25 protein-coding genes and 1 tRNA gene are annotated in these 24870 nt (G+C 59.2%); 11 read left to right on the top strand and 15 right to left on the bottom strand.

Translation table 11 applies throughout. The annotated features are described in order from the left end of the window. Positions 1-13 precede the first annotated feature (13 nt). Entirely contained in the window at positions 14-616 is a 603-nt protein-coding gene (locus tag F617_RS0111100) for a J domain-containing protein (protein WP_003513049.1), read from the bottom strand. A 317-nt stretch (positions 617-933) separates the two neighbouring features. Between F617_RS0111100 and F617_RS0111095 the strand changes: the two genes are divergently transcribed. Next, positions 934-1287, top strand: a complete 354-nt coding sequence (locus F617_RS0111095) for a nuclear transport factor 2 family protein (protein ID WP_019565337.1) — start codon at positions 934-936, stop codon at positions 1285-1287. Between the two features lie 55 nt (positions 1288-1342). On the opposite strand, the gene F617_RS0111090 is transcribed toward F617_RS0111095, so the two are convergent. Further along, positions 1343-1418, bottom strand: a tRNA-Thr gene (locus tag F617_RS0111090). A 207-nt stretch (positions 1419-1625) separates the two neighbouring features. On the opposite strand from F617_RS0111090, the gene F617_RS0111085 reads away from it, so the two are divergent. Next, positions 1626-3365: a diguanylate cyclase gene (locus F617_RS0111085; RefSeq protein WP_019565336.1), complete on the top strand. Its 1740-nt coding sequence runs from the start codon at positions 1626-1628 to the stop codon at positions 3363-3365. A gap of 18 nt (positions 3366-3383) precedes the next feature. Here F617_RS0111085 and F617_RS0111080 read toward each other — a convergent pair whose 3' ends face one another. The 5 genes from F617_RS0111080 to F617_RS0111060 form a co-directional block, all read right to left on the bottom strand. Further along, complete coding sequence (locus tag F617_RS0111080) at positions 3384-4493, bottom strand: endonuclease/exonuclease/phosphatase family protein (RefSeq protein ID WP_003513055.1); 1110 nt, start codon at positions 4491-4493, stop codon at positions 3384-3386. 167 nt (positions 4494-4660) lie between these two features. Next, positions 4661-5689: an ABC transporter ATP-binding protein gene (locus F617_RS0111075; protein ID WP_019565335.1), complete on the bottom strand. Its 1029-nt coding sequence runs from the start codon at positions 5687-5689 to the stop codon at positions 4661-4663. After that, positions 5677-7371 (bottom strand): iron ABC transporter permease, encoded by a 1695-nt coding sequence (locus F617_RS0111070; protein WP_019565334.1) that lies wholly within the window; start codon positions 7369-7371, stop codon positions 5677-5679. Before F617_RS0111070 ends, F617_RS0111075 begins: the two co-directional genes overlap by 13 nt. A 9-nt stretch (positions 7372-7380) precedes the next feature. After that, entirely contained in the window at positions 7381-8364 is a 984-nt protein-coding gene (locus tag F617_RS0111065) for an ABC transporter substrate-binding protein (RefSeq protein WP_013636459.1), read from the bottom strand. 305 nt (positions 8365-8669) lie between these two features. Beyond that, a complete protein-coding gene (locus tag F617_RS0111060; RefSeq protein WP_019565333.1) occupies positions 8670-9914 on the bottom strand; it encodes a PLP-dependent aminotransferase family protein in 1245 nt (414 codons plus the stop codon). A 265-nt stretch (positions 9915-10179) separates the two neighbouring features. Between F617_RS0111060 and F617_RS0111055 the strand changes: the two genes are divergently transcribed. Both F617_RS0111055 and F617_RS0111050 read left to right on the top strand, forming a co-directional pair. Beyond that, positions 10180-10632, top strand: a complete 453-nt coding sequence (locus F617_RS0111055) for an RbsD/FucU family protein (RefSeq protein WP_026330787.1) — start codon at positions 10180-10182, stop codon at positions 10630-10632. A gap of 109 nt (positions 10633-10741) precedes the next feature. Continuing rightward, the gene (locus tag F617_RS0111050) at positions 10742-11773 is read left to right on the top strand and encodes an endonuclease/exonuclease/phosphatase family protein (protein ID WP_019565331.1); all 1032 of its coding nucleotides are present in this window, start codon (positions 10742-10744) and stop codon (positions 11771-11773) included. A gap of 73 nt (positions 11774-11846) precedes the next feature. Here F617_RS0111050 and ilvC read toward each other — a convergent pair whose 3' ends face one another. The 3 genes from ilvC to F617_RS0111035 form a co-directional block, all read right to left on the bottom strand. Next, positions 11847-12866 carry a ketol-acid reductoisomerase gene (gene ilvC / locus F617_RS0111045; RefSeq protein WP_003507583.1) on the bottom strand — a complete coding sequence of 340 codons (1020 nt, stop codon included), beginning with the start codon at positions 12864-12866 and terminating at the stop codon, positions 11847-11849. Positions 12867-12910: 44 nt separating this feature from the next. Continuing rightward, complete coding sequence (locus tag F617_RS0111040; RefSeq protein ID WP_003513063.1) at positions 12911-13564, bottom strand: TetR/AcrR family transcriptional regulator; 654 nt, start codon at positions 13562-13564, stop codon at positions 12911-12913. 152 nt (positions 13565-13716) lie between these two features. Beyond that, positions 13717-14625, bottom strand: a complete 909-nt coding sequence (locus tag F617_RS0111035; RefSeq protein ID WP_019565330.1) for an AraC family transcriptional regulator — start codon at positions 14623-14625, stop codon at positions 13717-13719. A 187-nt stretch (positions 14626-14812) separates the two neighbouring features. Here F617_RS0111035 and F617_RS0111030 point away from each other — a divergent pair, with 187 nt between their 5' ends. Continuing rightward, positions 14813-15859 (top strand): NAD(P)-dependent alcohol dehydrogenase, encoded by a 1047-nt coding sequence (locus F617_RS0111030; RefSeq protein ID WP_003513067.1) that lies wholly within the window; start codon positions 14813-14815, stop codon positions 15857-15859. Between the two features lie 146 nt (positions 15860-16005). Here F617_RS0111030 and F617_RS0111025 read toward each other — a convergent pair whose 3' ends face one another. Together F617_RS0111025 and F617_RS0111020 are read right to left on the bottom strand one after the other, a co-directional pair. Continuing rightward, entirely contained in the window at positions 16006-17271 is a 1266-nt protein-coding gene (locus tag F617_RS0111025) for an NAD(P)/FAD-dependent oxidoreductase (protein ID WP_003513069.1), read from the bottom strand. A 71-nt stretch (positions 17272-17342) separates the two neighbouring features. After that, positions 17343-18098, bottom strand: coding sequence for a pyridoxine 5'-phosphate synthase (locus F617_RS0111020; protein WP_026330786.1), 756 nt, complete (start codon positions 18096-18098; stop codon positions 17343-17345). Between the two features lie 233 nt (positions 18099-18331). Here F617_RS0111020 and F617_RS0111015 point away from each other — a divergent pair, with 233 nt between their 5' ends. After that, on the top strand, positions 18332-19027 hold the full coding sequence (locus tag F617_RS0111015; RefSeq protein WP_026330785.1) for a MerR family transcriptional regulator: 696 nt from the start codon (positions 18332-18334) through the stop codon (positions 19025-19027). A 107-nt stretch (positions 19028-19134) separates the two neighbouring features. Here F617_RS0111015 and F617_RS0111010 read toward each other — a convergent pair whose 3' ends face one another. After that, positions 19135-20262, bottom strand: a complete 1128-nt coding sequence (locus F617_RS0111010) for an ATP-dependent RecD-like DNA helicase (RefSeq protein WP_003513075.1) — start codon at positions 20260-20262, stop codon at positions 19135-19137. Between the two features lie 124 nt (positions 20263-20386). Here F617_RS0111010 and F617_RS0111005 point away from each other — a divergent pair, with 124 nt between their 5' ends. Both F617_RS0111005 and F617_RS0111000 read left to right on the top strand, forming a co-directional pair. Further along, the gene (locus tag F617_RS0111005) at positions 20387-21673 is read left to right on the top strand and encodes an SDR family oxidoreductase (RefSeq protein ID WP_026330784.1); all 1287 of its coding nucleotides are present in this window, start codon (positions 20387-20389) and stop codon (positions 21671-21673) included. Then, positions 21673-22155 carry a DUF2269 domain-containing protein gene (locus F617_RS0111000; protein WP_019565326.1) on the top strand — a complete coding sequence of 161 codons (483 nt, stop codon included), beginning with the start codon at positions 21673-21675 and terminating at the stop codon, positions 22153-22155. Before F617_RS0111005 ends, F617_RS0111000 begins: the two co-directional genes overlap by 1 nt. 6 nt (positions 22156-22161) lie before the next feature. Here F617_RS0111000 and F617_RS0110995 read toward each other — a convergent pair whose 3' ends face one another. After that, a complete protein-coding gene (locus tag F617_RS0110995) occupies positions 22162-22644 on the bottom strand; it encodes an SRPBCC family protein (protein ID WP_019565325.1) in 483 nt (160 codons plus the stop codon). After that, positions 22641-23000: a helix-turn-helix transcriptional regulator gene (locus tag F617_RS0110990; protein WP_019565324.1), complete on the bottom strand. Its 360-nt coding sequence runs from the start codon at positions 22998-23000 to the stop codon at positions 22641-22643. The genes F617_RS0110995 and F617_RS0110990 overlap by 4 nt, the downstream gene beginning before the upstream one ends. 133 nt (positions 23001-23133) lie before the next feature. Between F617_RS0110990 and F617_RS0110985 the strand changes: the two genes are divergently transcribed. Genes F617_RS0110985 through F617_RS0110975 form a run of 3 tightly spaced genes read left to right on the top strand, consistent with a single transcriptional unit; the run spans position 23134 to position 24840 of the window. Beyond that, positions 23134-23514 carry a hypothetical protein gene (locus F617_RS0110985; protein WP_075807749.1) on the top strand — a complete coding sequence of 127 codons (381 nt, stop codon included), beginning with the start codon at positions 23134-23136 and terminating at the stop codon, positions 23512-23514. Further along, complete coding sequence (locus F617_RS0110980) at positions 23498-24055, top strand: RNA polymerase sigma factor (RefSeq protein ID WP_013636468.1); 558 nt, start codon at positions 23498-23500, stop codon at positions 24053-24055. Before F617_RS0110985 ends, F617_RS0110980 begins: the two co-directional genes overlap by 17 nt. Then, on the top strand, positions 24052-24840 hold the full coding sequence (locus tag F617_RS0110975) for an anti-sigma factor (RefSeq protein WP_019565321.1): 789 nt from the start codon (positions 24052-24054) through the stop codon (positions 24838-24840). Before F617_RS0110980 ends, F617_RS0110975 begins: the two co-directional genes overlap by 4 nt. Positions 24841-24870 lie beyond the last annotated feature (30 nt).

The raw sequence follows: 24870 nt of genomic DNA, 5'->3' as shown, positions 1-24870 counted from the left end.
TAGGGGGAAACGGCTATTCCGCCGCCTCGCCTTTCAGCAGCGGTTCGGAGAGCGATATGCTCTCCAGCTCGTAGGAATAGCCTTCCAGCATCGTATAGGCCTGCTCGATTGCCTCTATCTGCGCTTCCGCATTGCGGATGGCTTCGGCGATGGACTGGCTGCGCGCACGCAACATGGAACTCAAAACATCGGTCTCCGGCTTTCTGCCCAGCCGGTCCATATGTTTGCGCACCCGCGTGCGGTGACGCTCCAGTTCCAGAATGTGAAAGCGGCTTTTCAGGATATCGTCGGTCAGCTTGCGGCGCATGGCGGCCACTGGGTCGAAGCTGCCGGGCTCGCGCTCGTCCAGAATGAATTCGTTGACCAGAGTTTCCAGCATCAGCAGGCCTTTGAGGTCCTTGGCATCGGCAAGCTGCGGATCGTAGCCGGTATCGTCGAACACCTTGCGGCGCACCGGATCCTTCAAAAGCTCGTAAGCGGTTTGCAGGCGTGCGAATTGGTCGGTATCGCCCCCGCTGTCGGGATGGGCGGCTTTCGCCACCTTCCGGTAAGCGGACTTGATCGCCGCCTCGTCGGCATCACGCTCCACGCCAAGCAAAACATAGGGATCGATCACTAAAACACCTTCAAACGCAAACTGTTACCGCATGCCATACGCCACCCCCGTGCGGCTCGCGCACAGATCATAAGCGAATTCCGCCCGCGCGGCACCCCCGCGCCGGCGCAAAAGCCCTTGATCCTCAAATTTGTCGGACCCATGGCGACTATAATCACGGGCGGGACAAAATTGTGGAAAGTCATGGCAAAACACGCCGGGCCAAGCTGTCTACCCATGCGGAAAACCGTGCAACCCGCAGGTTTTACGGTGCTTATGGTGGAACGGCTCCAACGGGTGTAAGCTTGGCTTTTGGATCTGAAGGGAGGGACGATCCGATGCCGCAAACCATTACCCAGACAGTGACGGATTATGTGCACGCCATGGCCTATGTGGATGAGGGCCTGATGCGCGATGTTTTCGATCCGCGCGCCAGCATCGTCGGGACGTTTCAGGGTGAAACGGAATGGCTTTCACTAGAGGACTTCGCCGAGCAGATACGGAAAAGCGAACGCGGCCTGCCCGATCACGACCCCGTCTTCGAAATCCTCGGCATCGACAAGGAAGGCGACAGCGCGTCCGTGAAGCTGACGACCCGTTTCGACGGCATGGATTTTAGCGAATACCTGTCCTTGCTGGAGCGCGACGGCAACTGGGCAATAGTGCACAAGCTATATCACATCAAGCCATAGGCGTTGTGCGAATGCAGGAATAATAGCGGGGAAATGGCCAAGCCATTGAAAATACTGGTGCCCCCGACAAGGTTCGAACTCGTGACCCCCTGATTACAAATCAGGTGCTCTACCAACTGAGCTACAAGGGCAATCCAGTGCCTTGCCAACTATCAGATTCTCACTTCGTGTAAAGCAAAAATTGATTGCGCGCCGTTGGGAGACCTCTTTTCCACACCGTACCTGTGGGTTTCAATCACCAGGTCGCGGCAAAAGGCCTGCAAAATAAGCGAAGTATTTACGCGATGTAGCTAAAATGGCGATAATTCATAACCATCCCACCGGGAATAACGCATCGCATGCGCGCAAGCATACAGAAAATCCAACTAACCGGTACGATCGTCATAGCGGTAAGTTCCATCTTGTTGGCAACCCTTGCCGCCCTGCCGAGCGTTTCCAGTTACTTACGCTTCCGGACCAATGCGCAGCAACTCAGCCGCTTCGAAACGGCCCTCCAGTCCGCATGGCTGGTATCGGCCGAGCGTGGTCCTGCCAATAATTTGATGGGCGCGTCTTCCCCTGATGCAAAACTGGTCCAGGAGCTTGCCGCAGCGCGCAAGGCGACGGACGACAAGCTGGTGGAACTCGAAAACTCTTTTGCCGCAGAAATCAGGGCGCAGCCAGAATTGGCAAAATCGCTGGTCGATACACGCCGAAAACTGGCGCAATCCCGAGAAGCGGTCGATCAGGTTGCTGCACTTCCGGAATCCGCGCGCAGCTACACGGCAATGTCCAACGCAATTTTTGCGATGTTCAAGGCGGCGGACAGCGTCAACATGCTGCGTGGCAAGACCGCACGCGCGATCATCAAGGTAACGCCCAATGTAGCGATCGACATCGCCATGACCGGCACTGCCGGAGTGATGCGGGACCGGATCGGTCGCCTCGGTTCCTACGTGGTCATGAGCCTGCGGGCGAACAGGCAGGACAAGCTGAGCCTCCGCGCCAAATTCGACACGGAAATACAGAGCCTCACACTGCTGAAATCGTCGCTGACGAACTACACCGCCGCTTACCTGTCCACACCACGCGTCGATGCAGCGTTTCGCGATATTGAAATCTTCTATTTCGGCCAGGCGCTTCCCTATGCGCAGAATACGATTGCGATGGTGGTGCCGTCCGCGCAGCCAAGCCTTCGCGAATTCTCCGAAAACTACATCAAGGGCATGCGTTCCTCGAGCACATTGCGCGACCTTATTCTCGCCGAAACACGGGCAAGGATAGAAAGGAACAAGGAACAGGCGTTGATCTATGGTGGAACGTCTCTCCTCCTCGCTCTCATCGCGGTTCTGGTATTGCTGCGGCTTGCATCGGTTTACAGAACGGCACTGTTCCGCCCCATGCAATCCGTCCAGACGCAGATCGCCGCAATCGCCGCTGGCGATCTTTCAGGAGCCCTGTATCAGGACAAGGCTGCTCCGGAAGTGAAGAAAATGTTCGAGGAACTGGATTTCCTGCGCGAGCAGCTTCGCCAGAAGGAAGAAATGGAAAAGCAGCAGTCCGCGCTGGCCGAACAATTACGCACGCTTTCAGAAACAGATGCCTTGACCGGTGTGTCCAATCGCCGTGCGTTGGAAAAGACCGTTCGTGCCATATTGAGCGGCGAGGAGCAGTTGCAGGCGCTTGGCGTGATGATTGTCGACATCGACCACTTCAAATCCATCAACGACCGTTATGGCCATGCCATGGGCGACCTCGCGCTACAGAAGACAGCGACTCTTTTAAGAGGCGCCCTCCGTAAAAACGATATTCTGGCGCGCTATGGCGGCGAGGAATTCGTGGTCGTGTTGCAGGATGTCAGCCACGCGACGGCGACCGCCACCGCCGACCGCCTGCGCCGGCTGATTGAAGCCCAGGTCATTGATGAACAAAGCGGGCTGTCACTGACGGCAAGTTTCGGCGTGGTCTGGCAGGAGGCACGTGCGATCAACAGCTGGGACGAGCTGATCGCAATTGCCGACGACCGGCTTTATGAGGCCAAGCGTGCGGGCCGCAACCGGGTGTGGGCGACCTATTTCCCCAAGGTCGCCAACGGCTAGGCAGCCCGGAGCGGCAGGTCAGATCAGATCGAGCGTCATAACGACAGGGCAATGGTCGGAAGCTTTGGGGCGGTCCCAGCCGGTGCGCGGATAACGATCCACCTCCTGCCCCGGCGGAAAGACCGTCCTGTAAGGCTGGCCAGCGCGGATGATTTCGGGAACCCTTGTCGCATTGATCTGCGCGAGATGCGGGGAAAGCCAGATATAATCGAGCTGGCAGAGATGCTGTTCCTGTGGCCCGCGCGAATGATAGAGCGTCCAGCGATCCATGACGTCACGGCGCGACATCGGATTGGTCACAAAATCATCCGCCGTGAAGATATCGAGCGCGCTCCGCTCCTCTTCGACCGGCGTAAAGCTGTAGCCGCTGCGCCGGTCGCCGGAAATCGAAATGCGTTCCTGATAATCATTCATGTCGCCGCAGATGGCAAAATTCTTGTTGCGGGTATTGTTTGCGCCCCAGCGGTTTTCGATGATGCGGCGAACGGCCATGGCTTCCGCCTCGCGAATCGGCATGGTGGCGAGCCGGGCATCTATGGCGTCACGGGCATTGGTCATGGATTTGAAATGCGTGACGTAAAGCGTCAGCGGTTTGCCGCCGATCCTCAGATCGATTTCCAGACAATCGCGTTTGAAAATCTTGTCGTCTATCTGGTTGGTCGCGGCAAGTGCGGGATTGAAGAGATCGAGATTGCGGTAGGTTAGCGCAGCGTGGCTCTTGATGTCGATGACCTCGATCTTGTCGCCGTCTCGGGTCTGCTCGCGCATGACGACGGCGACATCGATGCCGCGGCTGTCATTGCCCTCGACCAGATATTTCTGCAGATAGCCGTTGCCGACCATGCGGTAGAGATAGCCATATTCGAAAGCCTGCAGGGCAGCCATGTTGTCGACTTCCTGCAGGCAGAGAATGTCGGCATCCGCATCCGCAATGGCCAGCGCCGAAAGTTGCCGCGTATCGTCTGTGGAAGAGACTGCCCGCGCACTTTCCAGCGCCTGATAGGTCGCCTCGTCCCTGATATCGAAAAGCTGGATCGCCCTGTCGCGCCGCGTCTGGTTGCGAAAACCGGTAAAGTCGAAACGGGTGAGAAGATTTTCGATATTGAAGGTGGCGAGCCGAAGCGACATGTTTCATTCCTGTTGCTGGAATGGGAGCTTAGCCGCTCCCGTTCGGTCTCGCCAGTGGCCTGTCGCGTCGATCAGATTTCCCTATTCACGATGTCGGATTTTATGTGCCGGGATATTCCCCACCCTCATTCCTGTGCCCGTCACAGGGATGAGGGTGCAAGCAAATGCTAAAGACGCCACGCCGCACGAATTGCAACCGGCAGCTGGTCACCGACCGCAACCGATTCTCGAGAATAAGCCCGAAGCGCCTGCCCGTCCGGCAGGTCGAGACGCAAGGCATAACGCTCGCCCTCGTAGAGAACCGAGGTCACGGTGCAGGTGATTCCATCCGCATCCCGCACCACGTCCTGCGGCCGCACGAGAATATCCGCCCGTGGTAATTGCCCACCGTTATCCATCGCTGTGCGGAGCGCGTCCCAGTCAATATCCCGCGAAGAACCTTCCGGCATCGGCACGGAGAGAATGGCGCCCTGCCCCACCAGCGAGCCGACAAGACGCCCCTCGGGTCGTGCATAAAGCTCGGCGGGCGGCGCGACCTGAAGCAGCTTGCCCTGAGACATGACGGCGACATCGGTTGCCAGCGCCATGGCTTCCGCCTGATCGTGGGTGACATAGATCATCGTCGCGCCGGAGCGGATGTGGAACTCGCGAAAGGTCTCCTCCATCTCCTGCCGCAAATGCCGGTCGAGATTGGCGAGCGGCTCGTCGAGCAGCACGACATCGGGTTCGGTGACAAGGCAGCGGGCCAAAGCGACGCGCTGCCGCTGGCCACCGGAAAGCTCGGCGGGACGGCGGTCCGCAAAGCCTTCAAGGCGTACGGCTGCCAGCGCCTGGCTAACCTTCTCGCGATATTTCTCTCCCGAAATGCCGCGCACTTTCAGGGGATAACCGGCATTATCGGCAACCGACATGTGCGGCCAGAGCGCATAGGACTGGAACACCATCGCCATGTTGCGCCGCTCCGGCGGCACCATGCTGCCTGCATCGGCCAGCACCCGCTCGCCGAGCAGGATGGAGCCATCGGTCGGTTGCTCGAAACCGGCGATCATGCGCAACACCGTCGTCTTGCCGCAGCCGGACGGCCCGAGCAGCGCGAGGAAACCTCCCTCACGCACCGTGAGCGAGACGTCGTCAACGGCGGGTTTCGACCCGGCTCCAAAGCTTTTCGTCAGACGATTGAGGATCAGTTTCGCCAAGGGACGACTCCTTTCGGCAGATAGCGCCCCAGAATTTCGAGCAGCAGCATGAGGAAAATCACCATGATGACGACAAGCACCGAAAGTGCGGAGGCAAGATCGAAGCTGCCGCTGTCATCGAGGTTATAGATGAGCACACCGAGCGTCTGCGTGCCGGCGGACCAAAGGAGCGCCGAAACCGTCAGCTCATTGCAGGCGATCAGGAAAACGAGGATGACGGAAGCGCCAGCCGCAGGCCCGACCAGCGGCAGGATGATGTCCTTCAACCGCCGCCAGAAACCGGCGCCCGAAAGCCTTGCCGCCTCTTCCAGCGACGGATCGAATTGGAGGAAGGCGCTGACCATCGGTTTGAGGCTGACGGCGAAAAAGGAGGAAAAATAGGCGAGCAGAATGATCCAGATCGTGCCGTAAAGCGTGATGCCGAGCAGCGGGATGGGGGCCGCGAACAACAGGACGAAGGATACGGAAATCACCACACCCGGCAGCGCATAGGGAATATCCACCAGCGCCGACAGCAGGAACATGAAGCGGCTTTTGCCGCGCACCAGGAAATAGGCGGTCAACACCGTCACCGCAAGCAGGCAAAGGGATGTGACCGTCGCCAGAAACAGCGAGTTGCGGAAGGCTGTGCGGGTTACGCTCTGCCGGTAGAGTAGCTCCTCATAGGCGTGCATCGTAGCGGTCTTGAGACTGAGCGGCACGCCATAGGCGGGGGCAAGCGAGCTTGCCACCAGCGCAGCAAGTGGTGCAACCAGCATGAAGAACAGCACGAGCCAAAGGACAAGCTCAGCCACTACACGCCAGCGCGACAGCTTGAAAGTCGCGGCCTTGCCGGAAAGACCGATGATGCGATAGTCCCTGCCCTTCATTGCCCGCTCTTGCAGCGCAAGACCGGCCACGGAGATGATGGCGATCATGGTCGAGAGAATGGCGATATCGCCGAAGGTGCTCGCGCCAAAACTGGCGAAGCGGCTGTAGATCAGCGTCGGCAGGGTGAAGATCGAGGCCGGAATACCGAGGATCGCCGGAATACCGAAATTGCCGACATTGGACACAAACGAGATCGCCGCCCCGGCGATCAATCCCGGCGTCGAAAGCGGCAGGATGATATCGAACAGCACGCGGCGAGGCGAAGCACCGGAAAGCTTGGCCGCCTCGATGCCATCTTGCGGCAAGGCCAGCAAACCAGCGCGCAGCGACAGATAGACGAGCGGCGCATGCTGCACGCCGAGCAAAAGCGCGATACCGGCAATGGAATAGAGCGGCTGTGGCGACCCCATGGGCGGCGCAAGGCCGATGGCCTTTAACAGCGTGCTCGACGGGCCGGTCATGCCGATCCACGACAGCGCCGTCACCTGCGGCGGGATCATCATAGGCAGCATGAAGAGGAAGCTTAAGATCGACTTGCCACGTATGTCGCAAAGCGTCAGCGCCAGCGCGAAGCCCCCGCCGATCATGAGTGAAATCAGCATGCCAAAAAATGAGGTGGACAGCGTGTTCAGCGCCGCATCCCAAAGGGCGGGATCAGCCAGCAATCGCCATATGTCACCGTTGAGTGACGAAACAATGCCGGTATAGGCGAGCCGCCCGAGCGGCAGGGCGCTGAGCGCAAAAACGACGCTCACCACAAAAGGAAACAGCCAGCGCGGCTGGCTGTTTCCATAGGCACTTGATCGGGACATGCCGCTATATCAGCCCTTGGAGCCGAAAATATCGGAGAAGGTCTTCAGATCCTGCTCGGAATTCTTCAGCGCGTCCGCGGCGTTGAGCGGCAGGACCTTGAGCTTGTCGCGGGCGGGGAAACCTTCCGGCATGCCAGCGTCAGCGCGCGCGGGGATGTAACCGAGCTTGACGAAGCCCTGCTGGCCTTTTTCCGAAAGCACGTAGTCGACGAACTTCTTAGCGGCTTCCTCATGCTTGGTACCCTTGAGGATCGCGACCGGTTCGGTCACGGCCGAAACGCCCTCTTCCGGGAAGACGAACTCCACCGGGGCGCCCTTGGCCTTTTCGCGGATCGGCATGTAGTCGACGACAACGCCGTAAGCCTTCTCACCTGATGCAACCGACTTCAGCACCGCGCCGTTACCGCCGCCGGAAATGGCTTCATTGGCCTTCAGCTGCTTGTAATAGTCCCAGCCGAGGCCGTTGGCAGCGGCCAGCGTCTGCGCGTGGATCAGCGCTGCACCAGAGGTCAGCGGGCTCGGCATGGTCACCAGACCCTTGGCTTCCGCCTTGGCAAGATCCTTCCAGCTCGTCGGCTTCATCGCAGCGGCAGTGTTATACATGATGCCGGTGGTGATGAGCTTGGTGGAATAATAATAGCCGTCCGCATCGTAGAGCGAGGCGTCGATGTTCTTAGCTTCCGGGGACTTGTGGGCCATAAGCTGGCCAGCCTGCTTCATGCGCTCGAGTGTGACGGTGTCGGCGATCAAGAGCACGTCGGCAACCGGATTGCCGGCGCTGATCTCAGCCATCAGCTTGGCCATGATCTTCGGCGTTCCATCACGCACCCATTCGACTTCGATACCGGGATTGGCGGCCTTGAAACCATCAACGGTCGCCTGCGCGTCCTCGTTCGGCTGGCTGGTATAAAGCACCAGATCGGCAGCATTGGCAGCGGTGGCGATGAAGCCGAGCGATACGATGGCGGTAAAAGCGGAAAGCAGCGTTTTCATAGGTCCAGTCCCTGTTGTTTCGTGGGACCGCTAAAACATGATTGCATAACATGTATGTGACAGGCAGGATTTTAGGGGTGTGATCTCGGTAGCCAAGGTGGAGACCGGGGCCTACCCCCCTCTGCCCTGCCGGGCATCTCCCCCAGAAGGAGGGAGATCGGCAAGACGCTCTTTCGTCACTTAATTTTCAAACGTTGAGATGGGCGAAACCTCACCACGGGTCGATCTCCCCACCTGTGGGGAGATGTCCGGCAGGACAGAGGTGGTACGCCGCACCCCCGTCGCTGCCGAAAACCTCGCAACCCTCAAATCGCCGGAACCACTTCGGTCGTCTCCGCCTGCGCCGTCGCGATCAACCGGCCAAGCCGCTTCATGCCTTCCTCGATCATCGCCTCATTGGCGCAGGAGAAGCTGATGCGCAGCGTGTTCGTGCCCGAGCCATCGGCAAAGAAGGCGCGACCCGGAACGAACGCGACCTTTTCCGTTGCGATGGATTTTGCCAGCAGTGCGGCGCCATCCATGCCTTCCGGCAGGGTGACCCAGATGAACATGCCGCCTTCCGGCTTCGTCCAGCGCGTGCCCTTCGGCATGTATCTGTCCAGCGCAGCCAGCATCGCATCGCGGCGGGCGCTGTAGGCAGCCTTGATCTTGGCGACCTGCTTGTCGAAGCCGCGCGAAGCGACACGTTCGATGGCGATCTGGTTGATCGTCGAGGAATGCAGGTCTGCGGCCTGCTTCATCAGCACCAGCTTGCGGATAACAGGCGCGGACGCAACGATGTAACCGACGCGAAGGCCGGGTGCGAGCGTCTTGGAGAAGCTGCCGCAATAGATGGTGCGGGTGTTCTCGATGCCGCCCGAGCGGGCAATGTCCAGCGCCATGATCGGCGGAACCGCCTCGCCGTCGTAACGCAGCGACTGATAGGCGGCGTCTTCGATGACGGCGATATCCAGCTCGTCGGCCAGCACCAGAACCTTTTCGCGGCCGGCAAGATCAACGGTTTCCCCGGTCGGGTTCGAGAAATCGGCAGAGAGATAAGCGAACTTCACGGCGCCGCCGAGCTTTGCCGCGGTTTCGCGGTAAGCTTCGGGCGTGCGGTTGCCGCCGGGATTGAGCTGGTCGTAATTCGGCTCATAGGCGTTGAAGGCGGAAAGTGCGCCGAGATAGGTCGGCCAGGTTACCAGCGCGGTATCCTTCGGCGACAGGAACAGCTTGCCGAGGTAGTCGAGACCCTGCTGCGAACCGGAAACGATGAAGACGTTGTCGGCTGTGCATTCGATGCCGATCTCGGCCATTTCGCCCGCCAGCCATTCGCGCAGCGGCTTGTAACCTTCGCTCACCGAATATTGCAGCGCCGAGTTGACCTGCGAACCCGAAAAAATTTCCGCATAAGCCTGCTGAAACTCCTCTGCGGGGAAAAGAGCCGGGTCCGGAATGCCACCGGCAAAGGAGATGATATCGGGCTGCTCGAGCAGCTTCAGCAGCTCGCGGATTTCAGACGCTTTCATGCGCGACGAGCGCGTGGCGAAAATTTGTTCCCAATCAAGCATGGGTACGTTTCCTCTTGTGTCGTTTTTATGCGTGCATCTTTACAGAAATGTCGATACGTCAGCAATACTGACTTATCAGTTTTTCGAATTATTTCTGCCTCCCTGCACGTTACCCGCATTTGGGCCCGCCTTTGGCGGACAAAGCCAAATACACCCTTGCGCAAAGCTTCACAATCTTCCGTTTGCGATTGACGCGGCAAGGTTTTCCGGCTGGATTGCGGCCACGCGCCGCGACACGGCGAAAGCATCATGGGAGTTTGACGACATGCTGAAAAATATCGACCCGGCGCTGAATGCCGATGTCCTTCACGCGTTACGCGCCATGGGTCACGGCGATACGCTGGTGATTTCCGACACCAACTTCCCTTCCGATTCGGTGGCTCGCCAGACAACGGTCGGCAAGGTGCTGCGCATGGACAACATTTCCGCCGCCCGCGCCATGCAGGCGATTCTCTCGGTGCTGCCACTCGACACGCCGCTGCAGCCTTCGGTCGGACGCATGGAAGTGATGGGCGCACCGGACCAGCTGGAACCCGTACAGGTCGAAGTGCAGAAGGAAATAGACGCGGCGGAGGGAAAATCCACCCCCATGTATGGTATCGAACGCTTCGCCTTCTATGAACAGGCTAAAAAAGCATATTGCGTCATCACAACAGGCGAGACCCGTTTTTACGGCTGCTTCCTGCTGACGAAGGGCGTCATCCCGCCGGGCAAGTAAGATCGAACGGCAAAATGGGTCGTGTGCTAAACCCGTCATGACAATTTCAAGTTGTTGTGGCAAAAACTTCCACTAGGTTTTGTAAAACCAACCGGAGGTGTGAGGTATCATGACCCAATATGTCCTGGCGTTCTGGAATGTCGAAAACCTGTTTGCGCCGGAAGGGTATCCGGCGCGCGAACCTTGGATTGCCGAGCGGCTGAAGAACGATCTGAAAGGCTGGACCGAAGATCTGTTCAAGACCAAGCTCAGGCAACTCGGTTTGATCATAAGGCAGATCGGCGGCGCCGGGCCGGATCTTCTCGGCGTGTGCGAAGTCGAGAACCGTTTCGTTCTGGAGACGCTTGCGGAACATCTGAACGACCTCATGCCTGAGCGCGCCTACCGTGTGGTGCATGCAGATTCCAGCAAGGACCAGCGCGGCATCGATACGGCCTTCATCTATGACAGCAAGAAGCTACTGATCAACGAAACCGAGATTTTCAGCCATTTCGTGATGCGCCGCACCGGTACCCGCGACATTACCCAATGCACCTTCATCACCAAGGGCGGACGCCAGCTTATCGCCCTTTCCAATCACTGGCCGTCGCGCTCCGGCGGCGCGGTGGAAAGCGCCGGTTTTCGCATGACCGCCGGTGAGACGCTTGGCTACTGGCACCAGCGGATCAGGGAAGAAAAAGGAAACGACATCGCCGTCGTCGCCTTCGGCGATTTCAACGACGACCCTTCCGATGCATCGCTGCGCTATCACGCCAATTCCACCCGCGAGCGCGACGATGTCGAAAGCTCGCAATCGGCAATGTTCTACAATCTCACCTGGAACTACCTGCGCCAGCAGGTGGTGGATTCAGTCGGTACGGCAAGAACGATCTATGGCACGCTCTATTTCAACGGCGACGCCAATATCTTCGACCAGATACTCGTCTCAAGATCGCTTCTGACCGGAAGCAGCGGCTTCGCGGTGCGCGAGGAAACCGCGAAAATTGAAGCCATTGCCGCCATGGTCAGCCACAGCAAGAATGAGGGGCCGATCCGCTTCGGCCTGTCGAAAGGCGATGCAGTCAAAAACGTCAATCTCGGTGGTTTCTCCGATCACTTTCCCGTATCGGTCATTATCGAGGAAGCCGACGCCATCGTGTGATCCTAGCCAGGCGCAATGCAGAAAGGCCGGAGCTCTCGCCCCGGCCTTCCAATATTCTGTCAAGCAATGAAGCTTAGTTGACGGCCTTGTCAACCAGCTTGTTCTTGCCGATCCAGGGCATCATGCCGCGCAGCTTTGCGCCGACTTCTTCGATCTGGTGGGCGTCGTTGTTGCGACGGATGCCCTTGAAGCGTGCGCCGCCGGCCTTCCATTCCTGCATCCACTCAGTGGTGAACTTGCCGGTCTGGATGTCGTGAAGAACGCGCTTCATTTCAGCCTTGGTGTCAGCGGTGATGATGCGAGGACCGGTGACGTATTCGCCCCACTCGGCCGTGTTGGAGATCGAGTAGTTCATGTTGGCGATGCCGCCTTCATAGATCAGATCAACGATCAGCTTCACTTCGTGCAGGCACTCGAAATAGGCCATCTCCGGTGCGTAACCGGCTTCGACCAGGGTTTCGAAACCGGCGCGGATGAGTTCTACGAGACCGCCGCACAGAACGACCTGTTCGCCGAAGAGGTCGGTTTCGCACTCTTCCTTGAAGTTGGTTTCGATGATGCCAGAACGGCCACCGCCAACGCCGCAGGCGTAGGAGAGAGCGAGTTCAAGTGCGTTGCCGGAAGCGTTCTGGTGAACGGCAACGAGGCAGGGCACGCCGCCGCCCTTCTGGTATTCGCCGCGAACCGTGTGGCCGGGGCCCTTCGGTGCGATCATGACGACGTCGAGCGAAGCCTTTGGCTCGATGAGGCCGAAGTGAACGTTGAGGCCGTGTGCGAAAGCAATCGCCGCACCGTCACGGATGTTGCCGGCAATGTCGGCCTTGTAGATGTCGGCCTGCAATTCGTCAGGCGTCGCCATCATCAAAAGGTCGCCCCACTTGGCGGCTTCGGCAACGGTCATGACCTTGAAGCCGTCGGCTTCCGCCTTCTTGACGGTCGGCGAACCGGCCTTCAGAGCAATGACGACGTTCTTGGCGCCGGAATCCTTGAGGTTCAGCGCATGGGCGCGGCCCTGGGAACCGTAGCCGACGATGACGACATTCTTGGACTTGATGAGATTGAGATCCGCATCACGATCATAATAAACGCGCATTTTATGGTCCTTCCCTAATGCTTGTCTCTGTGTGAACCGGAACCTCAGGCGACCTTGCCGCCCAGTTCCGAATGTACCTTTTCCGTGCCGTAGAGTGTTAGAAAGGCGACCACCGCCTTCTTTGCCCGGGCGGAAAAATCCTTGTCAGGCGCCTCGCCCAGCAGCATGCGCACATGCAGATCCGAAACGATGAGGCCGTAAAAACTGCGATACGCCTCTTCGGCGTCATCGAAACGCAGGTAACCCGAACGGCGACCCGCCTCGATCAACCCGCGGGCGCGGCGGTCGATCTGGCGACGGCCACGTTCCAGAAGAAGATCGCCAAGCTTGGAACCATCACGGCTCGCCTGCCCTATCGCCAGACGGTTGAGCGCCAGCGACACATCGCCCGCCAGCACATCAAGCAGATCATGTGCGAAAACCTCGAGATGATCGGCAAGCTGCGGCGCAGACACGCGGTCGCCCGCCTTCTCGAAGGTGCGAACCTTGCTCTGCTGGAAAGTGATCATCGCAGCCAGCAGGCCGTCCCGGTCGCCAAACCATTTGTAGAGGCTTTCCTTGGAACAGTTGGCCGCGCGCGCAAGACCGGAGGTGGTCAGCGCTTTCTCGCCACCCTCGACCAGAAGACGCAATGCCTGATCCAGAACGGCGTTCTGGCGCGGCGAAAATTCCTGCGCTGTGATCGGGTCGGAGGCCACTTATTTCCACTCCAGAGGCTCGATTAATGTACCGTACGGTACGGTTCGAGCGCCATTTAAGCGGAGACAGCTTGCCCGTCAAGCGCTTTCTTCACAGTGATGTACGAATTGACGCGATGCGGAAGCAGGATGCGCCGCACCATAATGCCGCTTTATCCGGCCGCGCTTATCTCACGCGAGGCGTCGACGTCGCGTGAGGGCGACATCCCGTAAAAGCGGCTGTATTCCCGGCTGAACTGCGAAGGGCTCTGGTAACCGACACGATGGCCGGCCGTGCCTGCATCCAGGCGCTCCAGCAGCATCAGCCGGCGCGCCTCATGCAGCCGCAGCTGCTTCTGGTACTGAATGGGCGTCATGGCCGTGATCGTCTTGAAATGGTGATGGAAAGACGACACGCTCATGCCGATATGCTCCGCAAGTTCCTCGATACGCAACTGGCGCGCGAAATTCTCGCGCAGCCAGGCGATGGCGCGGGCGATCCGATTGCCATGGCTTCCGGCAGCGACGATGTTCATCAGCTGCCCACCCGCTGGTCCCGTCAGGATTCGATAGAGGATTTCCTGCTCGATCAGCGGCGCCATGGCCGCAATGTCCGCCGGGCGGTCAAGCAGGCGCATCAGCCGGATGGCCGCATCAAGCAGCTCCGGTGTGGCGGCGTTCACCACGATGCCGCGCTGGCCGCTTACCGGCTCCTGAGGCCGCTCGATCGGCATGCGGCTCATAAGGTCGAGCAGCTTTTCGCTGTCGATCGCAAGCCCGATGCAAAAATGCGGTACTTCCTCGCTCGCTTCCACCACACGCCAGGCAACCGGCAGGTCGAGCGAGGTCAGAAGATAGTCGCCGGCCCCGTAATTGATGGTGTCCGTTCCCAGCTGCACGCTTTTCGACCCCTGGATCACCATTGCCAAACAGGGACGATAGCTGCCGTGGCACGGCGCGCTGGGTGTGGACCGGCGGCTGATGCCGAGGGTTTCGATTGCCGTCTGGACCTCGCCATCGCGGGTGGCATGCCGTGCGGCGATGGAGGCGATCTCCTGATAGAGATTGAACGGCATGGTCATCTGGGAAACCCTTTAGGGAAGGAAGCAGCGTGTCTGTTTGCATTATCTAGAAAGCCGGGCCAGTTTCCGCAAATAGCCCACCGCAATTTTTTGCAGGATCGTGCAAAAAGCTCGGAGGATCGCTCTAACGCCCCGGCACCCATCCATTGCATATTCCGCCGTCCCCAACTCCCGAAAGGATATTCAGATGGCCATTGCAAGAGGTTATGCTGCGACCGATGCGTCGAAGCCGCTTACCCCGTTCACCTTCGAACGCCGCGAGCCTAACGATGACGACGTTGTCATCGATATCAAATATGCCGGCATCTGCCACTCGGACATCCACACCGTCCGCAACGAATGGAAGAATGCCGTCTTCCCGATCGTTCCCGGCCATGAGATTGCCGGTGTCGTGAAAGCCGTTGGCTCCAAGGTCACGAAATTCAAGGTCGGCGATCATGTCGGCGTTGGCTGCTTCGTCGATTCCTGCGTCGGCTGCGCCACCCGTGACCTCGACAACGAACACTACATGCCCGGCCTCGTCCAGACCTATAACGATGTCGATCCGAATACGAAGACAGCCACCCATGGCGGTTATTCCGACTCGATCGTCGTCAAGGAAGGTTATGTCCTGTCGATCCCGGACAACCTGCCGCTCGACGCTTCCGCGCCGCTTCTATGCGCAGGCATCACGCTCTACTCGCCGCTGCGCCGCTGGAACGCCGGTCCCGGTCAGAAGGTCGCAATCGTCGGCATGGGTGGTCTTGGCCACATGGGCGTCAAGCTCGGCGCTGCCATGGGCGCGGATGTCACAGTTCTTTCCCAGACCCTGTCGAAGAAGGAAGATGGCCTGAAGCTCGGCGCGAAGGAATATTACGCCACCAGCGACGCCTCGACCTTCGAAAAGCTGGCCGGCACCTTCGACCTGATCATCTGCACGGCAGGTGTCGCAATCGACTGGAACGCCTATCTCGGCCTCCTGAAGCCCAAGGGCAGCATGGTCGTGGTCGGTGCACCGGAACATGCGATCCCGGTCCACGCCTTCTCGCTCATCATCGGTGCGAAGAGCCTCTCCGGCTCAATGATCGGTTCGATCAAGGAAACCCAGGAAATGCTGGATTTCTGCGGCGAGCATGACATCGTCTCGGAGATCGAAACGATCAACATCCAGGATGTCAACGAAGCCTATGAGCGCGTGCTGAAGAGCGACGTTCGCTACCGCTTCGTCATCGACATGGCATCGCTCGACGCTTGAGCCCTGGATTGGCACAAGCTCGCCACATCCGCACTCCGTCACCCCGGACTTAATATGGCGTGACGGAGGAATGGTTTGGCGCACTGACCGTAAATGCGAGCGCGGGAAGCCAATGCTTCCCGCGCTTTCCTTTACCCGCCCTGCCCTCAGGCCTCGTCCTTCAATGTCTCTTTCTGGGTGATCAGCCGCGCGCTGTGCTGGCCGCTGAGGTAAATCCACAGCCAGCTCCACGCCACGGCCAGCCGCGAGCGCGTTCCGATCAGGAAGTAGATATGGGCAAGCCCCCAGATCCACCATGCAAGCACGCCCTTGAGCTTGAACCTGCCGAAATCGATCACCGCCGCGCGTTTGCCGATTGTCGCCAGATTACCCTGATGGCTGTAGCGGAACGGCGCGGGCTCCGGCTCTCCGGATAGCCGCGCCTTGATGACCTTTGCCACATGGGCGCCCTGCTGCTTGGCTGCAGGCGCAATGCCCGGCACCGGTTTGCCGTTTTCCTGATTGACGGCGGCCGTATCGCCGATGACGAAAATATTGGGGTCGTCTTCCAGATTGAGATGCGGCCCTACGATAGCGCGTCCCGCCCTGTCGGCAGCGGCATTCAGCCACTTTGCAGCGGGAGACGCCTGCACGCCAGCGGCCCAGACCACCGTGCGGCACGGATAAAAGGTCTCACCCACAGTCACGCCCTCATCGGTGCAGGCCGTCACCGGTGTGCCGAGCAGAACCTCGACGCCGAGCTTTTCAAGCGCCTGCTTGGCATAGGCCGAAAGATCGTCCGTGAAAACCGGCAGAACGCGCGGACCTGCCTCGACAAGCAGCACGCGGCTCTTTCTGGTATCCACATTGCGGAATTCCGGCGGCAGCGCCTTGTGGGCGAGCTCGGCGATCATGCCCGCCATTTCCACGCCCGTCGGGCCTGCCCCGATGATGACGAAGGTCAGCTGCGCCTGCCGTTCCTCCTCGCTGGTGGCAAGTTCCGCACGCTCGAAAGCCAGAAGCAGGCGGCGGCGGATCGTCGTTGCATCCTCGAGCGTCTTGAGGCCGGGAGCGGCACGCTCCCATTCGTCACGGCCGAAATAGGCATGACGGGCGCCGGTGGCCAGCACCAGCGTATCGAAGCCGATGACCTGACCGGAACTCAGATGCACGGTGCGCGCGTCACGGTCTACGCCGTTCACTTCCGCAAGCAGCGTCGTCACTTCCTTGCGGTCGCGGTAAAGATGGCGGATCGGCCAGGCGATTTCGGATGTCGCAAGAGCCGTCGTCGCAACCTGATAAAGCAATGGCTGAAATAGATGATGGTTGCGGCGGTCAATCAATGTGATGCGGACAGGGGCCCCCTCCAGCCCGTGTACCATTTGTAAGCCGCCGAAGCCTCCACCCACGACGACAACGTGATGTTCTTGCATGTGTCTCTGCCTTTAAAAGCTCGCGCACGGAGCATGCGCAAGCAGATTATAGGCAAAAAAAATGACTTTGGTTATGAAATAGCCTGACCGCAGGCGCGACAAAAACGCCGGACTGTTTCAGCCATACCATATTCCAGCGCATCCGCCGTCAACCCGTGACCGATGGAGACCTCTGCAAGATCAGGTATGCGTTTCATAAGCTTGGGCAGGTTTGCTACAGTCAGGTCGTGCCCGGCATTGACGGCAAGCCCGAGCGCTGCGGCGTAGTCCGCCGTCTGTCCGAGTTTTTCCAGAAGCGCGTCACCTTTTTGCGGATCGTCAAAACAACCTCCATAGGGACCGGTATAGAGCTCAATGCGGGCAGCACCCGTCTCAGCCGCCAGCTCTACCGCTTCGCGCTCGCCGTCACCATCGGCAAAAAGCGAAACCCGCATACCGCCGGCCTTCAGGCGCCCAACGGCTTCTCTCAGGAAAGCCGCGTGCTTGCGGAAATCCCAGCCATGGTCTGATGTCGCCTGCGACGGATCGTCGGGCACCAGCGTCACCTGCTCAGGCTGGGTTTGTTCGCACAGAACGAGAAAATCTTCGGTCGGATAACCTTCGATGTTGAATTCCGCGCTTGGGAAACTGTCATCGATGAGCGCACGCAGCACCGGCAGGTCCGAAAAGCGGATATGGCGCTGGTCCGGCCGAGGGTGTACAGTCAGCCCGCTAGCACCCGCAGCGAGTGCAATATGCCCGAAATGCGCGACATCCGGCCATGGGAGATCGCGACGGTTGCGCAGCATGGCAATTGCGTTCAGATTGACGGAAAGTTTTGCGGGCATGACATCGAGACTCCGGTTCGGAATTGACATCCTGTTTCACGCAGGTTGACGCCGACCGCAAGGAGGCCGATAAAATTTTTTAAGGATACGGGAACGAAAGCAGGCAATACAGGTTACGGTTCTCATGCAGCATCGGCAAAATGTCTTGATCAGAAGACAGGTCTGCGGTGGGGAACAAGTAACGAATGCCATAAAAAGCAGGCACACTGTCAAAACGCGCGAAGGGGGAAACGATGCAGAATGGCAGGATGCCGTTTGAACACGGCGACGAGGACAAACCCAATCTAAGGATCAGCAGCTTTTTACCGGATATAAGCCTGCCCTCCTCCCTGCCCGCCGAACCGGTTCCCATCGCCGACATGGCCAACATTTTCGGCGTAACGCACCGGACCCTGCATTTTTACGAAGAAAAGGCGCTGCTGACCTCAAAACGCATCGGCCAGATGCGGGTTTACTCCCACCGCAACGTGCAACGCATGGCGGTGATAAATGTCTGTCGCGAAGTCGGCATTTCCGTCGCAGCCATTACAGACATCATGGAAAAACTTGCCCGCTCTCTCTCGCAGGAAGAAGCGGACGAGATATTCCACTCCGCACTGCGGCAGCGAAAAAGAGAACTGACCGCGGAACGCTCCACGCTTCAGCGCCAGGCCCAGCAGATCGAGGAACTGCTCGCCACCGATAACGATGCTGATGGCCTCGATGCGGCTGAGCGGGGACCGGGCAAGGATATCGCGCTGACAGACAACGAGCGAAAATGCCTGGAACTGATGGCGGAGGGGTACGCCCCGGTAAGGCTCGCGCGCGCTCTCGGCCTTTCAGGTAACGACCTCAACGAACTGGAGGCGAAGATTATCGGCAAGTTCAGTGCCAGCAACCGCTTTCAGGCAGTTGCCAAAGCGGTTCTGCTGGGCGTCATCCGTGCCTGACAAGGCATTTCCACGAAAACTTCACAGCGGTTTTCCGTCCGGACAATGCGCAGACAAAAGAAATGGAGCATTGAAGGTGTCCCGCTATTCACCGGAAATGCTCTATCTCAGCGAACGATTGTGAGTGTTTCTGCGGCGCGGGTGATGGCGGTGTAAAGCCACCGCTCGCGCGAATCGCGGAAGGCATAGCTCTCGTCAAAGAGAACCACATTGTTCCACTGCGAACCCTGCGCCTTGTGCACGGTCAGCGCATAACCGAAATCGAACTCGTCATAACGCTTGCGGGTGGTCCACGGAATTTCCGTTTCCACATCCTCGAAAGCCGCCTTCAGCAATTTGATCTTGGCCGCGCCGCGATCCATATCGTCGTCTTCAGGCCGGATCATCAGGTTGATGCCGGGTTTCACCGTCTCGCGCGACGAACTCATGACCTGCCAGAGAGAGCCGTTCAGCAGGCCCTTGGCCGGATCGTTCCTCAAGCAAACCAGCTTGTCGCCGGATTGCGGATAATCGGCCGTAAAGCCCTTCAGCTCGCGAAGCCGCTGGTTATAACGGCGGCGCGTGCGATTTGTGCCGACGAGCACCTGATCGGCATCGAGCACGAGCGACTGTGTCACCTCGGACTTGGAAATCACCTGCGCGGCACCGTAATCGCCACGCATGATCTCGCGGCCTTCCCGCACATCCATGGCAAGGTGGATGATGGGATTGTCCTTGGCCTGCCGATGAATTTCGGAGAGCAGGTAATCCGGCTCCTGCTCCGTGAAGAAGCCACCGCCTGAAACCGGCGGCAACTGTCCGGGATCGCCGAGCACGAGAATCGGCGTGCCGAAGCTCATCAGATCCTTGCCGAGCTGCTCATCCACCATCGAACATTCATCGATGATGATGAGTGCCGCCTTGGCTAGCGGGCTCTGGCGGTTGATGGAAAACATCGGTGCGACCGAGGTCTTGCCGGTTTCCTCGTCTTCCACGGTCTCTTCGCCGCGCGGGCGGTAGATCAGCGAATGGATGGTGCGGGCATTGGTCGCCCCGCGCGAGCGCAGCACCTGCGCCGCCTTGCCGGTGAAGGCCGCAAACAGCACTTCGCCATCGACATTTTCCGCGAAATGTTTGGCAAGCGTCGTCTTGCCGGTTCCGGCATAACCGAACAACCGAAAAACCGGCGTCCGGCCTTCCTTCAGCCAGCGGGAAACAGCCTTGAGCGCTTCGTCCTGTTGCGGTGAAAATAACATGCGCCCTCATCGCAGGATTCGAGCACCGTGCGCAACAGAAAAAGAACGAAAGATGAATCACACCATCAGAATGCGGCAATAAAACACGGCTGGTTTTTAAACCATGGCGGGTATCATGCCGCGCATGAAGATATTGATTCTGGGCGCAACGGGTTTCATCGGTTCCGAAGTGATCCGCAGCCTTCACGGCAAAGGTCACACCGTTACTGGGCTGGCTCGCACCATTGCGCGAGCTAAAGATAAATGGCCTTTCGCCAGCTGGGTTCCGGCCGATCTCTCGCGTATGACCAGCGCAGCCAACTGGGCGGCACTCGTTAGCGACCATGACGGCATCGTCAATTGCGCAGGTGCGCTTCAGGACGGCCTGTCGGATGATCTTGCCGCGACGCAGGAAAAGGCGATGCTGGCGCTCTACCGGGCAGCGGTAAATGCGGGCGGCAAACTGGTGATCCAGATATCGGCTCGCACTTCCGGAGCCGCTTCCCAACTGCCCTTCCTCGCCACCAAACGCCGCGCCGATGTGGCACTTGCCGCAAGCGGTCTGCGCTTTGTCATTCTCCGCCCCGCACTGGTTGTCGGCCGCAACGCCCATGGCGGCACAGCACTCGTGCGCGCGCTTGCAAGCTTCCCCTTCGCTGTGCCGCTCGTAAACGGCAAGATGCCTGTACAGACCGTCGCAGTCGAAGATGTCGCGTTGGCAGTCAGCGCGGCAATAGATGGCGAAATCCCGTCAGGTAGCGATATCGAGCTGGCAGCAAACGAAACGCTGACATTGCAAGGCGTGATCGCTGCGCACCGGCAATGGCTCGGCCTCACCCCTGCTCCCGCGCTAAATCTTCCGGCTGCCTTCATGCGCCCCGTCGCCCTCACGGCGGATATTGCGGGAAAGCTCGGCTGGCGGTCGCCGTTGCGCTCAACCGCCATGACGGTGATGTCGGAAGGTATCGTGACGGAGAACAGCGCGCCAAAAGCGACGACGTCGCTCAAGAGCTTGAGGGACACGCTGGCGGCTCACCCTTCCGGCGTGCAGGACCTGTGGTTTGCCAGATCATATCTGCTTAAACCCGTCCTCATTCTCTGCCTGTCGCTGTTCTGGCTATTGTCCGGCCTCGTACCGCTGCTTGATATCGACAGCTCGGCGGCGCATTTCCTGCCCTTCATGCCGCAAGTGCCGGCCGTCGCCCTCACACTCGCCACCTGCCTCATCGATATCGCCCTGGGCGTCACCGTCCTGATAAGACCACTTGCCAGAAAAGCGCTCGTCGCCATGCTCCTGGTCACCGCCGCCTATCTGACTGGTGGCAGTCTGCTGGAGCCGGGTCTGTGGCTCGATCCGCTCGGCCCCCTCGTCAAGGTCCTGCCCTCCATCGCCCTGACACTTGTCGCCCTTGCCACATTGGATGAACGCTGATGACGCCTGAAGACCTTCTGCGGCTCGCCCATGTCATCGGCGCAACCGTGTTGTTCGGCACCGGGGCTGGCATAGCGTTTTTTATGGTGATGGCGCGGCGGACGGCAAACCCGGCGCTGATCGCCCATGTTTCGGGCACGGTCGTCATCGCCGACACCATCTTTACCGCCACGGCGGCGATCATCCAGCCGGTCACCGGTTATTTTCTGGCGCGCATCATCGGCTGGCCGCTGAGCGAAGGCTGGATCGCCCTTTCGCTCTGCCTTTATGTCTTCACCGGCATTTTCTGGCTGCCGGTGGTGTGGATCCAGATCAAGCTACGCGATATCGCCCGCGATTGCGCCGCAACCGGAGAGGCCCTGCCGCAGCAATGGTTCCGTCTCTACCGCATCTGGTTTGCCTGCGGTTTTCCGGCTTTCTTCGCGGTTCTCAGCATCATCTGGCTGATGCTGACCAAGCCGGATATTGCCCTGTTCGGTTGATGCGCCTCAATTGACCGCCTGTCTTTCGACAAGCTGCGCCAATTGCTCGGCAACCGTGTTCCAGCCGTCGAAAAAGCCCATCTCCGCGTGCTTGTCGCGATCTTCAGGGTTTCTGTGCATGGCATAGGCCACATATTCCATGCCTTCGGGATGGTCGCGAAACGTCATGACGGCGGTGAGGAATGGGCGGGCGGACGGCCGAAAGCCTGCCGTCAACGCGTCGGTGAAGATCAGCCGCTCCTCATGATCCACCGCCAGGAAACATCCACTTATGTGATCGCCAAATGCCTTACCGTCATCGCTGTAGCGGGTCTCGAAAGCGCCGCCGGGGAAAAGCTCCATTTTCTCGACACGGCATTTGCCGGGATGCGGCACCCACCACTGTTCGAGGCTGTTTTTGTCGACCCAGGCGTTCCAGACCAGCTGGCGCGGCGCCCTGATGATCCTTGAAATCTTCAGATCGAGATCGGGATTGAAAGTGTCGGTCATTTGTCATTCTCCCCTTTATCGGAGGTTCTGTCCTGTTGCGCCATGACGAACTGTTCAAGCCGGTCCGTCCGGCCTTCCCAGATGGCATGCTGTTGCGAAAGCCAGCCCTCGATCATTGAAAACCGTTGTTTCTCCAGCGAGCAGAACCGCACCCGGCCCTGCTTGCGCGTCACGATCAACCCCGCTCCTTCCAGCTGGCGGATATGTTTCATGAACGACGGCAGGGCCATGGCGAAAGGTTCGGCAAGCGTGCCGACGCTCGCATCCCCGCTGCCCAACCGCAAAAGCACGGCCCTTCGTGTCGGATCGGCAAGGGACTGGAAGATATCGTCAAGTGGCGCTGAATAGTTATCCATAAGACTAACTATCACGGCAAAACACTTAGCTCAACGGATAAGTTTAAAAATCGCACCGGCGGAGGGAATAAAGCAGTGACCTGCGGTGTCTTTTGATGTGCTGGCGGCAGAAGCCGCCCGAACCAAGGAGGATATGTCCATGAAAATCCGCTTTATCGTTCCCGCCCTCGTTTTGGCATTTGCCGGAACGGCCTATGCGGCACCCGCGGTCGAAACGGTCAAGACCGCCAAAGGCAATGTGCTCGCAGGCGAAAAAGGCATGACGCTCTACACTTTCAAGAACGACAAGAAGGGCGTATCCAATTGTTATGACAAGTGCGCCACCAACTGGCCGCCGTTCTTCGCGGCTACTGGCGACAAGGCCGAAGGCGCCTATTCTCTCGTGACGCGCAAGGACGGCAAGATGCAGTGGGCAAAGGACGGCATGCCGCTCTACTACTGGGCCAAGGACATGAAAAAAGGCGATGCAACCGGCGACGGTATGAACGGTGTATGGGATGCCGCAAAACCATGATGGCATGAATGGCAATACGCGGGGGAGCCTCTCCCCCGCAGCCGGCTCCTTCGAGGCGGAGATGCTGGCGCTGATACCCATGCTGCGGCGTTATTCTCGCAGCCTTTCCCGCTCCGACGCCGATGGCGAGGACCTATTGCAGGACTGCGTGGAAAAGGCGCTGACCAACAAGAGGCAATGGCACGGAACGGCTTTGAAATCATGGGCTTACGCGATAATGACGAATCTTTATCGCAACCGCCACCGCGCCGCGAAACGTCACCCGTCCGAAAGTCTCGACGGCCATGAAAGCCTGGCCGTTGCCGACACACTCGGCGACACGCTGGAAAACGATAGGCTGCACGTCGCGCTCGGGCTGCTTTCGCCAGAGATGCGGGCGGTGCTGATGCTGGTGACGGTGGAAGGCTACAGCTATCAGGAGGCAGCCGAGACATTGTCGATCCCCGTGGGTACCGTCATGTCCAGACTTTCCCGCGCCCGCGAAACCCTGCGCCAGCACCTGGCGGCGGACAATATCATTCCCCTGCGGAGACCACGATGAAAAGGCCCGATGCCATTACCGAAGACGATCTGCACGCTTATGTCGATGGGCTTTTGTCCGACGACGACCGCGCGGCTGTCGAGGCCTGGCTGACCGAAAGGCCGCAGGAGCGGGAGCGTGTGGAAGACTGGAAAAAACAGGCTGAAACCCTGCGAGCCGCATTCGCCGCCTATGCCGCCGAACATCCGCACGACACCGCGATGCTTGCCGAAAGAAAACAGGCACCCGCGTGGCGGCTGAAACCGGTTCTTCTGCGAACGGCAGCTGTGTTGCTGATCTTCGCGGCAGGTGCCGCAGCCGGAAGGCTCGTGCCGCCGCCGCTCGCCACGCCGCAGGACGTGGTTCTGGCATCGTTGACGACTGACATTCCCGCGCAGGCGAAATCGGCCTATCTCATCTATGCAAGCGAGGTGCGCCACCCCGTTGAAGTTGGAGCCGAACAGCAGCAGCACCTTGCAACATGGCTCGGCAAAAGGCTCGGTTATCCCTTCGCCATCCCCGATCTTTCCAAGATCGGATTTGATCTCGTCGGCGGGCGCCTGATCCCTGTCAGCGGCAAGCCAGGGGCGATGCTGATGTATCAGGACAAGACCGGCCGCCGGGTAACGGTGTTGGTCGGCCACAACGAGGAAAACCGCACCACCAGCTTCCGCATGGCGAGCGCCGATGGCGTCGAGACCTTTTACTGGATCGACAACGAACTGGGCTATGCGGTTTCTGCCGAACTGACGCGCGCCGAGGTGCAGAAGATCGCCGAGGAATGTTACCGCCAGTTCCCTGCGTAGAATAACCTATACCCCCACCCCACATCCATG

This window comes from Agrobacterium sp. 10MFCol1.1, assembly GCF_000381165.1.
Taxonomy (GTDB): Bacteria; Pseudomonadota; Alphaproteobacteria; order Rhizobiales; family Rhizobiaceae; genus Agrobacterium; species Agrobacterium tumefaciens.
This window is presented reverse-complemented; position numbering and strand designations above follow the sequence as displayed.

Bases quoted from the DNA above. Each gene is read 5' to 3' on its own strand.
- F617_RS0111070 (WP_019565334.1), bottom strand. From the start codon at position 7,371: ATGTCCCGATCAAGTGCCTATGGAAACAGCCAGCCGCGCTGGCTGTTT.
- F617_RS0111000 (WP_019565326.1), top strand. From the start codon at position 21,673: ATGACGCCTGAAGACCTTCTGCGGCTCGCCCATGTCATCGGCGCAACC.
- F617_RS0111065 (WP_013636459.1), bottom strand. From the start codon at position 8,364: ATGAAAACGCTGCTTTCCGCTTTTACCGCCATCGTATCGCTCGGCTTC.
- F617_RS0111085 (WP_019565336.1), top strand. From the start codon at position 1,626: ATGCGCGCAAGCATACAGAAAATCCAACTAACCGGTACGATCGTCATA.
- F617_RS0111060 (WP_019565333.1), bottom strand. From the start codon at position 9,914: ATGCTTGATTGGGAACAAATTTTCGCCACGCGCTCGTCGCGCATGAAA.
- F617_RS0111025 (WP_003513069.1), bottom strand. From the start codon at position 17,271: ATGCAAGAACATCACGTTGTCGTCGTGGGTGGAGGCTTCGGCGGCTTA.
- F617_RS0111035 (WP_019565330.1), bottom strand. From the start codon at position 14,625: ATGACCATGCCGTTCAATCTCTATCAGGAGATCGCCTCCATCGCCGCA.
- F617_RS0110985 (WP_075807749.1), top strand. From the start codon at position 23,134: ATGTCCATGAAAATCCGCTTTATCGTTCCCGCCCTCGTTTTGGCATTT.
- F617_RS0110980 (WP_013636468.1), top strand. From the start codon at position 23,498: ATGCCGCAAAACCATGATGGCATGAATGGCAATACGCGGGGGAGCCTC.
- F617_RS0110995 (WP_019565325.1), bottom strand. From the start codon at position 22,644: ATGACCGACACTTTCAATCCCGATCTCGATCTGAAGATTTCAAGGATC.
- F617_RS0111020 (WP_026330786.1), bottom strand. From the start codon at position 18,098: ATGCCCGCAAAACTTTCCGTCAATCTGAACGCAATTGCCATGCTGCGC.
- F617_RS0111095 (WP_019565337.1), top strand. From the start codon at position 934: ATGCCGCAAACCATTACCCAGACAGTGACGGATTATGTGCACGCCATG.
- ilvC (WP_003507583.1), bottom strand. From the start codon at position 12,866: ATGCGCGTTTATTATGATCGTGATGCGGATCTCAATCTCATCAAGTCC.
- F617_RS0111050 (WP_019565331.1), top strand. From the start codon at position 10,742: ATGACCCAATATGTCCTGGCGTTCTGGAATGTCGAAAACCTGTTTGCG.
- F617_RS0111015 (WP_026330785.1), top strand. From the start codon at position 18,332: ATGCAGAATGGCAGGATGCCGTTTGAACACGGCGACGAGGACAAACCC.
- F617_RS0110975 (WP_019565321.1), top strand. From the start codon at position 24,052: ATGAAAAGGCCCGATGCCATTACCGAAGACGATCTGCACGCTTATGTC.
- F617_RS0111055 (WP_026330787.1), top strand. From the start codon at position 10,180: ATGCTGAAAAATATCGACCCGGCGCTGAATGCCGATGTCCTTCACGCG.
- F617_RS0111080 (WP_003513055.1), bottom strand. From the start codon at position 4,493: ATGTCGCTTCGGCTCGCCACCTTCAATATCGAAAATCTTCTCACCCGT.
- F617_RS0111005 (WP_026330784.1), top strand. From the start codon at position 20,387: ATGAAGATATTGATTCTGGGCGCAACGGGTTTCATCGGTTCCGAAGTG.
- F617_RS0111010 (WP_003513075.1), bottom strand. From the start codon at position 20,262: ATGTTATTTTCACCGCAACAGGACGAAGCGCTCAAGGCTGTTTCCCGC.
- F617_RS0110990 (WP_019565324.1), bottom strand. From the start codon at position 23,000: ATGGATAACTATTCAGCGCCACTTGACGATATCTTCCAGTCCCTTGCC.
- F617_RS0111030 (WP_003513067.1), top strand. From the start codon at position 14,813: ATGGCCATTGCAAGAGGTTATGCTGCGACCGATGCGTCGAAGCCGCTT.